12 protein-coding genes and 1 pseudogene are annotated in these 13,440 nt (G+C 58.2%); 8 read left to right on the top strand and 5 right to left on the bottom strand.

Annotated elements, in window-relative coordinates; all coding sequences use genetic code 11:
• Window positions 1-30 precede the first annotated feature (30 nt).
• Together D3Z90_RS05370 and pcaR are read right to left on the bottom strand one after the other, a co-directional pair.
• Window positions 31-1,377: an MFS transporter gene (locus tag D3Z90_RS05370; protein ID WP_136474756.1), complete on the bottom strand. Its 1,347-nt coding sequence runs from the start codon at window positions 1,375-1,377 to the stop codon at window positions 31-33.
• 163 nt (window positions 1,378-1,540) lie between these two features.
• On the bottom strand, window positions 1,541-2,416 hold the full coding sequence (pcaR, locus tag D3Z90_RS05365; RefSeq protein ID WP_178084171.1) for a pca regulon transcriptional regulator PcaR: 876 nt from the start codon (window positions 2,414-2,416) through the stop codon (window positions 1,541-1,543).
• 606 nt (window positions 2,417-3,022) lie between these two features.
• On the opposite strand from pcaR, the gene D3Z90_RS05360 reads away from it, so the two are divergent.
• Both D3Z90_RS05360 and D3Z90_RS05355 read left to right on the top strand, forming a co-directional pair.
• Window positions 3,023-3,223: a hypothetical protein gene (locus D3Z90_RS05360; protein WP_136474755.1), complete on the top strand. Its 201-nt coding sequence runs from the start codon at window positions 3,023-3,025 to the stop codon at window positions 3,221-3,223.
• 336 nt (window positions 3,224-3,559) lie between these two features.
• Window positions 3,560-5,032: an inorganic phosphate transporter gene (locus tag D3Z90_RS05355; protein WP_136474754.1), complete on the top strand. Its 1,473-nt coding sequence runs from the start codon at window positions 3,560-3,562 to the stop codon at window positions 5,030-5,032.
• Between the two features lie 114 nt (window positions 5,033-5,146).
• On the opposite strand, the gene D3Z90_RS05350 is transcribed toward D3Z90_RS05355, so the two are convergent.
• Entirely contained in the window at window positions 5,147-6,625 is a 1,479-nt protein-coding gene (locus D3Z90_RS05350; RefSeq protein ID WP_136474753.1) for a helicase HerA-like domain-containing protein, read from the bottom strand.
• 168 nt (window positions 6,626-6,793) lie between these two features.
• Between D3Z90_RS05350 and D3Z90_RS27285 the strand changes: the two are divergent.
• From D3Z90_RS27285 to D3Z90_RS05330, 5 genes and pseudogenes are all read left to right on the top strand, one after another.
• Window positions 6,794-7,816: pseudogene (locus D3Z90_RS27285) on the top strand (cache domain-containing protein); the annotation flags it as partial.
• A 93-nt stretch (window positions 7,817-7,909) separates the two neighbouring features.
• Window positions 7,910-8,674 (top strand): methyl-accepting chemotaxis protein, encoded by a 765-nt coding sequence (locus D3Z90_RS27280; RefSeq protein ID WP_371922308.1) that lies wholly within the window; start codon window positions 7,910-7,912, stop codon window positions 8,672-8,674.
• 140 nt (window positions 8,675-8,814) lie between these two features.
• Window positions 8,815-9,936 (top strand): glycosyltransferase family 1 protein, encoded by a 1,122-nt coding sequence (locus tag D3Z90_RS05340; RefSeq protein ID WP_136478881.1) that lies wholly within the window; start codon window positions 8,815-8,817, stop codon window positions 9,934-9,936.
• On the top strand, window positions 9,929-10,699 hold the full coding sequence (locus tag D3Z90_RS05335) for a DUF2334 domain-containing protein (RefSeq protein WP_136474751.1): 771 nt from the start codon (window positions 9,929-9,931) through the stop codon (window positions 10,697-10,699). Before D3Z90_RS05340 ends, D3Z90_RS05335 begins: the two co-directional genes overlap by 8 nt.
• Window positions 10,696-11,700, top strand: a complete 1,005-nt coding sequence (locus D3Z90_RS05330; protein WP_136474750.1) for a lysylphosphatidylglycerol synthase transmembrane domain-containing protein — start codon at window positions 10,696-10,698, stop codon at window positions 11,698-11,700. The genes D3Z90_RS05335 and D3Z90_RS05330 overlap by 4 nt, the downstream gene beginning before the upstream one ends.
• On the opposite strand, the gene D3Z90_RS26745 is transcribed toward D3Z90_RS05330, so the two are convergent.
• Both D3Z90_RS26745 and purU read right to left on the bottom strand, forming a co-directional pair.
• Window positions 11,675-11,845, bottom strand: a complete 171-nt coding sequence (locus D3Z90_RS26745; protein ID WP_168198436.1) for a hypothetical protein — start codon at window positions 11,843-11,845, stop codon at window positions 11,675-11,677. The genes D3Z90_RS05330 and D3Z90_RS26745 overlap by 26 nt on opposite strands.
• A gap of 22 nt (window positions 11,846-11,867) precedes the next feature.
• On the bottom strand, window positions 11,868-12,719 hold the full coding sequence (purU, locus tag D3Z90_RS05325; protein ID WP_136474749.1) for a formyltetrahydrofolate deformylase: 852 nt from the start codon (window positions 12,717-12,719) through the stop codon (window positions 11,868-11,870).
• 312 nt (window positions 12,720-13,031) lie between these two features.
• Between purU and mvaT the strand changes: the two genes are divergently transcribed.
• Window positions 13,032-13,409, top strand: a complete 378-nt coding sequence (gene mvaT / locus D3Z90_RS05320; protein WP_136474748.1) for a histone-like nucleoid-structuring protein MvaT — start codon at window positions 13,032-13,034, stop codon at window positions 13,407-13,409.
• Window positions 13,410-13,440 lie beyond the last annotated feature (31 nt).

The following is a 13,440-nucleotide window of genomic DNA, read 5'->3' as shown; positions in this document are numbered from 1 at the left end:
CTAAACAATCTCGCAGCAGCAGTCCGCCACTCAAGTTGCGTCAGCGTGGCTGACCATGCCCTTGATAATCACTGCCAGGGTGGCGAGTGCCGCCGGGATCACCAGCGCGGTGAGCACCTGTTCGAAATTCCAGCCCAATCCCAGCAGGGTCGCGCCCATCCAGGCACCGAGAATGGCGCCGAAACGACCGATGCCAAGCATCCATGACACGCCCGTGGCGCGGCCTTGGGTCGGATAGAAACGCGCGGCCAGCGAAGGCATTGCCGATTGCGCACCGTTGACGCACATACCGGCGATCAACACCAGCGTCGCCAACACGGTGATGTTGCCAAGGCTCTGCCCCACCGCGTAGGCAAACACCCCTGCAAGCAGATAGAAAGTGCCGATAACCTTGTGCGGGTTAAAGCGGTCCATGGCCCAACCCACGACTACCGCGCTGAGCACCCCGCCGAACTGGAACAAGGCACCAATAAATGCTGCCTGCTCCATGCTCGCGCCACTGTCGCGCATTAGCGTTGGCAACCAACTGGTGAGCAGGTAGACAATCACCAGGCCCATGAAATACGTCAGCCACAACAATAAGGTGCCGGCGCTATAAGTGCCGGAGAAAATCACCGCAAGGACATTGCGAGCTTTCACCGAGTTCTGTTCCGGCACGCTGAAACTCGATGCCTGGCCGACAATGGCCGGATCGATCGGCGTCAGGGTCTTGCGAACCTTATCGGTACCACGGTTGCGCACCACCAGAAAGCGCGCAGACTCTGGCAACCAGAACACCAGGACCACGGCCAGCAACAGCGGCAGAAGGCCACCGATCAGCAGCAAACTATGCCAGCCGAATGCCGGAATCAGCTTGGCCGAAATGAATCCACCGCCGGCCATGCCCAGGTTGAAACCACAGAACATACTGGTGACCAACAGCGACTTGTGTCGTTCCGGGGTGTATTCGGAAAGCAGTGTGGTGGCGTTGGGCATACCGGCGCCAAGCCCCAGGCCGGTGAGAAACCGCAGCACCAGCAATTGATCGACATTGGTGCTGTAGGCCGATGCCAGGCTGAAAGCGCCGAACACCACCACTGCGCCCACCAGCACCCCCTTGCGCCCAAAGCGGTCGGCCAGGGGGCCCGAGCCCAGCGCGCCGAAAACCATACCAATCAGCGCCGCGCTCATGACCGGGCCCAGGCTGGCGCGGTCGATACCCCAATCCTGGGACAGCGCCGGGGCAATAAAGCCCATGGCTGCGGTATCCAGACCATCGAGAAAAACAATAAGGAAGCACAGAATCACCACGCGCCATTGGTAGCGCGACAGGGGTTGTGTATTGATGAAAGACTGCACATCAAGGCAGTTTCCGACAGCAGCTTGTGGACTGTTCATTATTTTTATCCAGTAGAAGCGCGCAAATGTGCGGGTGCGCGCGTGATCGCCACAGCCGATCGGGACAGACCGATCGGTGTGCGAAGGACATTAATAACAGGCCGAAAGCGACGCAATTCGGTAAACGCAACACTGTGCGTTTATCGAACAGGAACGTGCGGTGTCAGGCAAACAACTGGGTACTCAAGTCGCGACTGGCGGCGATCATGATCGGCAAGAAGCGCTGCTCGAGTTCGGTACGGCTGACTCGACCGGCATGGGTACTGACGTTCAGCGCCGCCAGCACCTGCCCGGATGCATCGTAGACCGGTACGGCTATCGAACGCAGGCCTTGCTCCAACTCCTGGTCAACCACACACCAGCCCTGCTGACGGACCTGCTGCAAACACTCAAGCAGCGCCGCCGGATCATGAATGGTACGACTGGTCTTGGCCTGCAGGTCGGCATGCTCCAGGTATTCATGCAGCGTTGCGTCATCCAGCGCCGCCAAGAGAATGCGGCCCATGGACGTGCAATAGGCCGGCAGACGCCCCCCGACCGAGAGGTCCACTGAAATCAAGCGCTGCACCGTAGCCGAGCGAGCTATATAAAGGATGTCGTCGCCTTCGAGCGTGGCCATGTTGCAGGCCTCGTGCAATTGATCACTCATTCGATCCAGATACGGCTGGGCCGACACCGCCAATGGTGTGGAGGACAGATACGCGTGACCAAGGGTCAAGACTTTGGGCAGGAGTGAATAGGTACGTCCATCAGTAGTGGCGTAGCCCAGTTTGATCAAGGTATGCAGGCAACGGCGCACCGCAGCACGTGGAATTTCTGTGCGGTGGCTGATCTGCGCGATGGTCAAATGACGCTTGCGCTCCTGGAACGCCTGAACCACCGCCAGCCCACGGGCCAGCGAGGTCATGAAATCCGGATCGCCGGTAAACGCCTGTATGCGCTTTGCCGGCGAGGCAACGATGGGCGGTGCTAGAGACGCAAACGAACTGCGTACCTCATCGTTCAATCCAGGCGCTTTGGGCGGGGTTTCTTCTGTCATGGTTCATCTCGACAACACGGTCAGTGGTGCGATTATCGAACCATCGACCGATAATCGCAATTGACCGCCACCCTCAATTGCTTATACCTTTCTACCGCCACCATGTGGCTTCTTGGAGAGACTGGTCAGGTACCCACCGTAGAAGTCCCAGGCACGGCCTTGCCCACGAAGCGAGGCCGTTTTTCCTTCCCCTGGTCGTGACGGCAGTCTGTTAACAGGCGCTGAAGAACTTTCGCTGGCAGCAAGCCTTTAAGCGAAATGACACAGCTATTTAACAAACCCGCAACAAATGCCGGTCTTTGTTGTCACTACTGAAACAACAGAGTTACACGGCGATAGAACTTGCTTGCTATAATCAAGTTCCACGCCTGGGTCGACAGCTAGTTGCAGGTTCCATTCTGCGCTGACCTGATGGCCTATCAGGTGTGGCCTTGATGCAAGTCCACATGTTTGAAAACTCTGCTATATGCATAGACTTGCCTATTCACAACTACTGTTGCTGCGACAGTAATCACGCTCTGGCTGCGTAGCCGTGTGCACGGTGTGCTTTAACAAAGCCCCGCATGCGTTAACGCCAGAGTTTATTCATAACCAACAGGTAGCACTGTGACGAAAGACGAACTGCGCGCGGAACTTGAGCGCCAGGAGCAACGTTACAAGGAAGTTTATGGCGGGGAAGTCACCACCTACGCCGCACAACCCGACCCAGAGCGCAAGCCTTGGCGCAAACGTGCAAGTATTCTGGACCAGGCGTTTGCCCAGGAACTGCAGAAGATCGAAAAAGAGCTCAAGCCTGACGAGCCATAGCAGCTGTCGCGCTTACCGCCTGCTTCAAGCAGGCGGATTGCGGGTGTCTGACGGCGGTCCCTGAAGGCAGACCATTACAGCATGTGCAGAAGGCGGAAATGGAATTTCACAAATTTCATACGACCGTTTGAATCTTTAATGCCAGCAAAAATATTACGTAAACCCTTATATTTTCTCGATTTTTACCGAATTTAGCGGTCATTTACCGGGGGTTTTCCGCCACATAGTTGTCTGGAAAAGCGCCAAAACGGCCAAGACCGGTCAGCGGCGGGTGCATCGATTAACCGGGATTTCTGGCATAATCGCGCCCCCTTATGACCGGGTCAGAAAACCTTCATGATCGATTTATTCAGCGGACTTGATGCTTGGGTACTGGTGAGCTTGCTGCTCGCTTTGACCTTCGTACTCGCCTTCGAGTTCATCAATGGCTTTCATGACACCGCTAACGCGGTAGCTACAGTCATTTATACCAAAGCCATGCCCCCGCACCTGGCGGTGTTCTTTTCTGGGGTGTTCAACTTCCTTGGTGTGCTGCTCGGCGGTGTCGGGGTGGCCTATGCCATCGTCCACCTGTTGCCGGTGGAGCTGCTGATCAACGTTAACACCGGTCATGGATTGGCCATGGTTTTCTCTTTGCTCGCCGCCGCCATTGCCTGGAACCTGGGCACCTGGTACTTCGGTATTCCGGCTTCCAGCTCCCACACCCTGATTGGCTCGATCCTCGGCGTTGGCCTGGCCAACGCCCTGATCAGCGACATCCCGTTGGGTGATGGGGTCAACTGGCAGAAGGCTATCGATATCGGCATGTCCCTGGTACTCTCGCCCCTGGCCGGTTTCGCCGTGGCTGCGCTGGTTCTGCTCGGGCTGAAATGGTGGCGTCCACTGTCGAAGATGCACAAGACGCCAGAACAACGTCGCAAGCTCGACGACAAGAAGCACCCCCCCTTCTGGAACCGCCTGGTCCTGGTGATTTCCGCCATGGCCGTGAGCTTCGTGCACGGTTCCAACGATGGTCAGAAAGGTATCGGCCTGATCATGCTGGTACTGATCGGTATCGTGCCAGCCCAGTTCGTTCTCGACCTGAACAGCACTACCTACCAGATCGAGCGTACTCGCGACGCTACCCTGCACCTTAACCAGTTCTACCAGCGCAACCAGGCTACCCTGGGTGAATTCCTGGCACTGGGCAAGGCACAGACGGGCGATCTGCCGGAGCAGTTCAGTTGCAACCCGCAGCAGACCGAGCCAACTATCAATGCCCTGCTCGACTCGCTAAAAGGCGTAACCGAGTACCGTTCGCTGTCGCCGGAAAAACGCGTTGAAGTACGTCGTTACCTCCTCTGCCTGGACGACACGGCCAAGAAAGTTGGCAAGCTGCCGGGCCTGCAAGCGCGTGAAAAGGCTGACCTGGACAAGCTACGCAAAGACCTGACGGCCACTACCGAGTACGCCCCGTTCTGGGTGATCCTCGCGGTTGCCCTGGCCCTGGGCCTGGGTACCATGGTTGGCTGGAAGCGTGTCGTACTGACCATCGGTGAGAAAATCGGCAAGCAGGGCATGACTTACGCCCAGGGCATGTCGGCACAAATCACCGCTGCCTGCGCCATCGGCATGGCCAACATTTTCAGCCTGCCGGTATCGACCACCCATGTCTTGTCCTCGGGCGTAGCCGGTACCATGGTCGCAAACAAAAGCGGCCTGCAAGGTGGCACCGTCAAGACCATCCTGCTGGCCTGGGTCCTGACCCTGCCTGCAACCGTGGCCCTGTCGGCTGGCCTGTTCTGGTTGGCGACCAAGTACATCGTCTGAACGAGCTTGCATTGAAAAAGGCGCCTTGGGCGCCTTTTTCGTATTTGCAACCCGGCGAAACTCCCTCGCCAGTCAACCATGCCCCCAGCCTAGATGGGCGACAAGTTGCACAGGCTAGCGACGCTTGCTGCCCCCTAGTAACGACCCCATCAAGCCTCGCACCAACTGGCGCCCGAACTGATTGGCTGCCTGGCGCACCGCCGACTTGATCGCTTGTCCGGCCGCGCTCTGCAAAAACTCTCCGGCCTTGTCGGCAAAACTCTCCTCGGCGGCAACTGGCGCCTGTTCGGGCACCGCGGCACCACCTTTGCGAGCCGTGAGCATTTCGTAGGCTGATTCGCGATCCACCGGCTTGTCATAGTGCCCGGCCAACGGCGAGGCCTTGATCAGTGCAGCGCGCTCAGAGTCGCTCAAAGGCCCCATCCGCGATTGTGGCGGGGCAATCAACACGCGCTGGACCATGCCCGGTGTGCCCTTCTCCTGCAAAGTACCCACCAAGGCCTCACCGATCCCAAGTTCAGTCAACACACTCAAGGTGTCGATATCAGGGTTGGGACGAAAGCCTTCAGCCACGGCTTTCAAGGACTTCTGCTCCTTGGCAGTGAAAGCGCGCAGCCCGTGCTGAACCCGCAAACCCAACTGGGCCAGAACATCGTCTGGCAAATCACTTGGCGACTGAGTGACGAAGTACACCCCCACACCTTTGGAGCGAATCAGACGAACCACTTGCTCCAGGCGATCCTGCAACGCCTTGGGCGTGCCATTGAAGAGCAGGTGCGCTTCGTCGAAAAACAGCGCCAGCAAAGGCTTGTCGGCATCGCCGCGCTCAGGAAGCTGCTCGAACAGCTCAGCCAGAAGCCATAACAAGAATGTCGCATAGACCTTCGGCGCCTCGTGAACCAGGCGGCTGGCGTCGAGCAGGTGAATACGTCCACGACCGTCGGCATCAGGGCGCAGCAGATCCTCCAATTGCAACGCCGGCTCACCAAACAAGGCCTCGGCACCTTGTTGCTCCAGGGTAGCCAAACGCCGCAACAGCGCCTGACTGGAGCCGGTTGTCATCAGAGCGCTGTCATCACCCAGCAACTGCGGGTTGTCCTTGAGGTGCGCAAGAAGTGCCTTGAGGTCCTTGATGTCGAGCAGCAGCAGACCTTCGCGATCAGCCACCTTGAATGCTGCATAAAGTGCTGCCTGCTGGCTGTCGGTCAGTTCCAACAGGTTCCCCAGCAACAACGGCCCCATCTCACTGAGGGTGGTACGCAAGGGGTGGCCAGTCTGCCCATGAATATCCCAGAGGCTGACGGGGTAAGCCTGCGCCCGATACTCGAGCCACGGCATTGTGGCAATGCGCTCTGCCACTTTGCCCTGGGGGTTGCCGATGGCGCCCAAGCCACACAGGTCACCTTTGACGTCGGCGGCGAACACAGCGACTCCAGCATCGCTGAACGCCTCGGCCATATGTTGCAAGGTCACCGTCTTACCTGTGCCGGTAGCGCCGGCAACCAGGCCGTGACGGTTGGCCAGACGCATAGCTTGAGCTACCGGTTGACCGGCCGGATCGGCACCAAGAATGAACTGCGAAAAGTCAGGCATGTTTTTTCACCCTCTATTTAAGCTTTGGCTCGAATCGGCCGATATCTCATTAGCGATAGACCATCAGAAAGACAGGATAAGCCCGACAAGGAAAGGGGACCTGCACTGCTTTCAAACTGTTCTTTGTGCGAACGACCCGGATAACAAACCTTAGCGGACAAACTCGTTATGAATAAAAACCTCCGATTCAGCCACAAGATCCTTCTGGCCGCTTCTTTGATCGTCATGATCGCTTTCACACTCTTCACTTTGTACAACGATTACCTACAGCGCAATGCAATTCGAGAGGATCTGGAACGTTATCTGGCAGAGATGGGCGATACCACCTCAACCAATATTAAGAACCTGTTCGATGGGCGTATTTTGCTCGTACAAAACGTGGCACAGAACATTGCTGCGTTTCCCGGTGCAGAGAATGTTGGCACCTTGCTCGGCCAACAAGCGCTGGTCTCAAGCTTTCTGACTGTCTATCTGGGTGACGTCAACGGTGGCTTCACCATTCGCCCTCAAACCAAAATGCCGGATGGCTACGATCCACGTGTGCGTCCCTGGTACAAAGACGGCATGGCTGCCAATGGCCCAATCCTCACTGAACCCTATATTGATGTCAGCACCGGCAAAATGGTTATTTCTGTCGTGGCCACTGCCGCGCGCAACGTCGGGGTCGTCGGCGGCGACCTGGCACTTGATGGTCTCACCGAAATCATCAACTCGCTGAACTTTGGCGGCATGGGCTATGCCTTCCTGGTCAACGACCAAGGCAAGATTCTGGTTCACCCAGACAAGAACCTGGTGATGAAGTCGCTTTCAGACCTGTTCCCGCAGAATACCCCACGCCTGACCAAGGACCTCAGCGAGGTGCAGATCAACGGCCAGACCCGCTTGTTGACCTTCGCCCCGGTCAAAGGCCTGCCGTCTGCCAACTGGTACATCGGCCTGTCCGTCGAAAAAGACAAAGCCTACGCAATGCTCAGCACATTCCGCACTTCAGCGGTGATCGCCACGCTGGTTGCAGTGGTCATCATCATCGGCCTGCTCGGCCTGTTGATTCGGGTGTTGTTGCAACCATTGCATACCATGACCCGGGCCATGGAAGACATCGCCGAAGGCGAAGGTGATCTGACCAAACGCCTGACCCTGCACAGCCAGGACGAATTCGGCATCCTCGGCACTGCTTTCAACCGCTTTGTAGAGCGTATTCATACCTCGATCCGCGAAGTGTCTTCGGCCACCGAACAGGTCAACGAAGTGGCACTGCGCGTGGTCAGCGCCTCGAACTCCTCGATGGTCAACTCCGACGAGCAATCCAATCGGACGAACAGCGTCGCTGCCGCAATCAACCAGCTTGGCGCCGCTGCCCAGGAAATCGCCCACAACGCCGCCCAGGCCTCGCAGCAAGCAAGTTCGGCGCGTCATCTGGCCGAAGAGGGCCAGCAGGTGGTCGATCGCAGTATTGCCGCGATGAACCGCCTGTCGGATTTGATCTGCACCTCCAGTTCGCACATCGAGACGCTCAACAGCAAGACCGTGAATATCGGCCAGATCCTCGAAGTGATCACCAGCATCTCCCAGCAGACCAACCTGCTCGCACTCAACGCTGCAATCGAAGCTGCCCGGGCGGGTGAAGCCGGTCGAGGTTTCGCCGTGGTCGCCGATGAGGTGCGCAACCTCGCCCACCGTACCCAGGAGTCTGCGCAACAAGTACAGAACATGATCGAGGAGCTGCAAGTGGGAGCCCGCGAGTCGGTCGACACCATGGGCCAGAGCCAGCGCCACAGCCAGGACAGCGTCGAAATCGCCAATCAGGCCGGTGAGCGCCTGGGCAGCGTCACCCTGCGCATCGGCGAGATCGACGGCATGAACCAATCAGTGGCTACCGCTACCGAAGAGCAAACTGCCGTGGTCGATTCGATCAACATGGACATCAACGAGATCAACATGCTCAACCAGGAAGGCGTGGAAAACCTGCAGTCGACCCTGCGCGCTTGTGCCGACCTCGAGCAACAGGCCACGCGCCTGAAACATCTGGTCGGCAGTTTCCGCATCTGAATGTCCTCGGGCAGCGGCGCACGCCGCTGCCCCTCCCCTCGCAGCGCGATCGAACAAACTATCCTTCATAGAGGTCCACCTTTAGGTACGTCACCGGGCAGCAACCCCCGATGACACACCCTGGAGACGATCTTGGAGGGATGCTGATCGTGCACATCGCTGACATCACCATGTTCTACGCCCCGGCCAGTGGCGGGGTGCGGACTTATCTTGATGCCAAACATCGCCGCCTGGACCACACCCCCGGTGTCCGTCACAGCCTGTTGATCCCCGGTGCCAGCCCCCAGCATGCCAATGGTATCTATCAGGTCCCGGCCCCCGCCCTGCCATTCGGAAACGGCTACCGCTTTCCCCTGCGCCTGGCACCCTGGCGCAACATTCTCCAGGACCTGCAACCGGACCTGATTGAAGTCGGTGACCCTTACCTCACTGCCTGGGCCGCACTGGATGCGCGGCGCCAGCTCGACGTACCGGTGATCGGCTTCTACCACTCGGACCTACCGCTGTTGGTCAGCAACCGCATGGGCAACTGGTTCACCCCCAATGTCGAGGCCTATGTCAGCAAGCTGTATGGCAACTTCGACCGGGTCTTGGCCCCCAGCCTGGTAATGGCCAACAAACTTCGCGGCCTGGGCGTGGGCAATGTTCATGTCCAGCGCCTGGGCGTAGACCTTGCCACCTTCAATCCAGAGCACCGCGACGACGATCTGCGCCGCCAACTGCACATCGCTGACAACACCCACTTATTGGTGTTTGCCGGCCGTGGCTCGCGGGAAAAGAACCTTCCTGTACTGCTGGATTGCATGAAACGCCTCGGCAGGCACTACCACTTGCTGTTGGTAGGCTCGCACATGCCTTCCAACGTGCCGGCCAACGTCAGCGTCATCGACCACTTCTGTCCGGCCCACGAAGTCGGTCGCTTGCTGGCCAGTGCCGATGCCCTGGTCCATGCTGGCGACCAGGAAACTTTCGGCCTGGTCATACTCGAAGCCATGGCCAGCGCAATCCCGGTAATTGCGGTGGCCGCAGGCGCATTCAGGGAGATTGTCGACGACCGTTTTGGTCGGTTGTGTACCCCCAACGATGGCCAGGCCATGGCCAAGGCAGTGCGTGAAGTCTTCGAAGAGGGTGCGGTGCAGCTCGGCCAGCAGGCGCGTCGCCACGTCGAGCAACACTACGCCTGGGACAGCGTGGTCAATGGCTTGCTGGCCCACTACCGCGCCGTTCTGGGCCATGAGCTGCAGGTACGAACCCATGCTTGAGCCCGCTGCAAACCAAGGCGGGCAGAGTCTGCTGCTGGTGCTGCATGACGTAGCACCACACACCTGGCCGGACTACCAACCGTTCGTAGAGGCCGTGGACGCCTTAGGCGATATCCCCATGACATGGCTGGTGGTTCCTGACTTCCACCAGCGCGATCCGCTGGCACGCTCCAGTCGCTTGCGACGCGTGCTAGACCTGCGCCTGCGCCGTGGCGACGAGCTCGTGCTGCACGGTTTCTACCATGCTGACGACAGCCCAGCGCCCCGCTCGGTGCGAGACTATTTCATGCGGCGGATATACACACACGAAGGTGAGTTCTACAGCCTGGACCAGGCTGCGGCACTCGAACGTCTGGAGGCCGGCATGGACGTGTTCCGCCAATTCGACTGGCCTCTGGCAGGCTTTGTCGCGCCGGCCTGGCTAATGAGCGAAGGCACCCGCCAGGCATTGCGCAGACTGCCCTTGCAGTACACCAGCGACCCGCGTTATTTGTATCGCTTGCCAGCATTCACCCCTATCAAGGCCCCTGGCCTAGTGTGGAGCGCGCGCAGTGCCTGGCGTCGCGGCCTATCCAAGGTTGCCTGCGACCTGCACGCCTGGCACTTGCAGCAGGCACCGGTGATACGCCTGGGCTTGCACCCGGTGGATATGCGCCACAGCTTCTCCCGCCACTACTGGCTGCAAACCTTGCAGCACTTGATGCGACAGGGCCGCACGCCGCTGACCAAATCCGCCTGGCTCTCCAGCAGGCCGGCCAGGTGAACCGCCTGCTCTGGTTGCTCCTGGCCCTGGTCATGGCGCTGCTGGTGCCAACCTTGCTGGGCGGTAGCGATCTACTGATACGCCTGCGCAGCTTCGCCCCGAGCCTGATGCTCGGTCTGCTGGGTATGATTCTCGTGTGCTGGATCATCAATGCCATGCGCTTGCGTCTGCTCCTGGGAAGTCAGGGCGAAAAACTGGGGCGGATACGTAGCCTGGGAGTAATCATGGCCACCGAGTTCGCCATCTGTACCACCCCCGGTGGCAGCGGCGGTCCTCTGGCTTTGATGGCGCTATTGGCGCAGGATCGCATCAGGCCTGCGCGTAGCGGCGCCGTATTCGCCGCCGACCAGATCAATGACCTGGTCTTTTTTCTCTGCGCCATGCTCGCAATCGCTGGGTATTCCGTATTTCACAGCATCAGTCGCAACCTGGAGGGGCTGCTCGCCAGCAGCGCCGCACTGATGGTCGCGGTACTGGCTGGGGTTGTTCTGGTTCTGGGATACCGACGTCCAATGCTGCGCTTGAGCGGCCGCCTGCTAAGAAAACTCAAGGTATCAACCTCGCGTCGACGTCGCTGGACCTGCAAGATACTGCACTTTTTTCGCGCGTTGGCCGACACCTGGCGCCTGCCAAAGCGAACGCTGGCACTGGTGTTCGCCCTGACCTGCGTACACTGGGGATTGCGTTACAGCGTGCTGTATCTGGCCTTGCGCGGGCTTGGGGTGGACCTGCAATGGATGCTGAGTTTTCTGGTCCAGATGCTCTCGCTAAGCGCCGGCCAGTTCAGCCTGTTGCCAGGCGGTGCCGGTGCCGCAGAACTGACCTCGGCAGCCTTGTTGACCCCGCTGGTAGGCAAATCTACAGCGGCGGCTGCAATTCTGATCTGGCGGGTGGTGACGTATTACTTCTACTTGCTGGCCGGTGGCCCGGTATTCCTGTGCCTGCTGGGCAGACCCTTGCTGGCGCGCTGGCGCTTCAATCAGGCTCGGGCACGTCGTTAGCCGATTGCTTCTCCCAGAGTTCGGCGGCACCGGGAAAATCGGTGCCGTCTTCACTGTCCAGGGCTTCTGGATCGTAACGGCTCGAACAGCCCTCGCCGAGAACTGGCGGGGCCTTGGAGGTTGCCTTGTCGAACGGATCGGCCATCTTGCAACCTCCATCGAACGCGTTAGTTGAAAACCACCGTTTTATTACCGTGAACCAGTACGCGGTCTTCCAGGTGATAGCGCAAACCGCGGGCCAGCACCATCTTCTCGACGTCACGACCGAATCGGACCATGTCCTCGATGCTGTCGCTGTGGCTGACGCGTACGACGTCTTGCTCGATGATCGGACCGGCATCCAGCTCTTCGGTTACATAGTGGCAAGTAGCACCAATCAGTTTCACACCACGCAACGAGGCTTGGTGATAAGGCTTGGCACCGACGAACGATGGCAGGAAGCTGTGGTGAATGTTGATCACCTGCTGGGCATACTCCTGGCACAGTTGCGGCGGCAGAATCTGCATGTAACGCGCCAGCACCACAACATCCGCAGCGTGTTCCTTGACCAGACGCGAAACTTCAGCAAACGCAGGTTGCTTGTCCTGCGGGTCTACCGGGACGTGGAAAAACGGAATGCCATGCCATTCGACCATGCTACGCAGGTCGTTATGGTTGGAAATCACGCAAGGAATATCGCAATCCAGTTCCTTTGCATGCCAACGGTGCAGCAAGTCCGCCAGGCAATGAGACTCGCGGCTGGCCATCAACACCACGCGCTTCTTCTGATCGGTGTCGGTTATACGCCAGACCATCGAGAATTCTTCGGCAATGGGTGCAAACGCTTCGCGAAACGCCTCGATGCCAAATGGCAGCGTTTGTGCGCGAATTTCATGACGCATGAAGAACCAACCGCTCTGCTCATCGGAGTGATGGCTCGCTTCGTTGATCCAGCCGTTATAGGACGCCAGGAAATTACTGACTTTGGCGACGATGCCAACGCGGTCGGGGCAAGCAATCACCAGCCGGTAGGTTTGCATGAAAGGGGCTCCAGATACTTCGCAAAGGCGCTCATTCTAACGATTGCCCGGAAAAACTGCAGTAGAGAATGTGTCCAACCCGTCGCCTTTATCTGCAGCGCCCGAGGCTGGCGGAAGCAGCGCACCGAACGGTGTGGCGACAAGTTGAGTGTTATCTGCAAGTCTTAGTTTGTAAATTTTTCTTAATACAAATTATTGGATTGATTTAAGCACCTGCGCATTTATTACCAAGTTAAATGTTTACTTGGCAGTACGCTCTGACTATTATTGGACCACTGTCTCCCTGATTTCCCTATTTCCAAGGATCCTCAAATGTCCCTGATCAACGAATACCGCGCTACAGAAGAAGCCATCAAAGAACTGCAAGCGCGTCTGGCAAACCTGTCGAACGACGACAAGCTGAAGAAAGAGCTGGAGTTCGAAGGCAAACTGCGCACTCTGATGGGTGAGTATCAGAAGTCGCTGCGCGATATCATTGCGCTGCTCGACCCAGAAGCAAAATCGGTAAAAGTACCTCGTGGCGCTGTTAAAACCACCGGTACCAAGCGCGCGCGCAAGGTCAAGCAATACAAAAACCCGCACAACGGTGAAGTCATCGAAACCAAAGGCGGCAACCACAAAACCCTGAAAGAGTGGAAAGCCAAGTGGGGTGGCGATGTGGTTGAAGGCTGGGCGACCTTGCTGGGTTAATTGCCAGTCGCTGCAACCTCATTTGCACTGA

This window comes from Pseudomonas sp. DG56-2 (assembly GCF_004803755.1).
GTDB lineage: Bacteria > Pseudomonadota > Gammaproteobacteria > Pseudomonadales > Pseudomonadaceae > Aquipseudomonas > Aquipseudomonas auratipiscis.
Note: the sequence above shows the minus strand (reverse complement) of the source record. Positions and strands in the feature narration are given on the sequence as shown.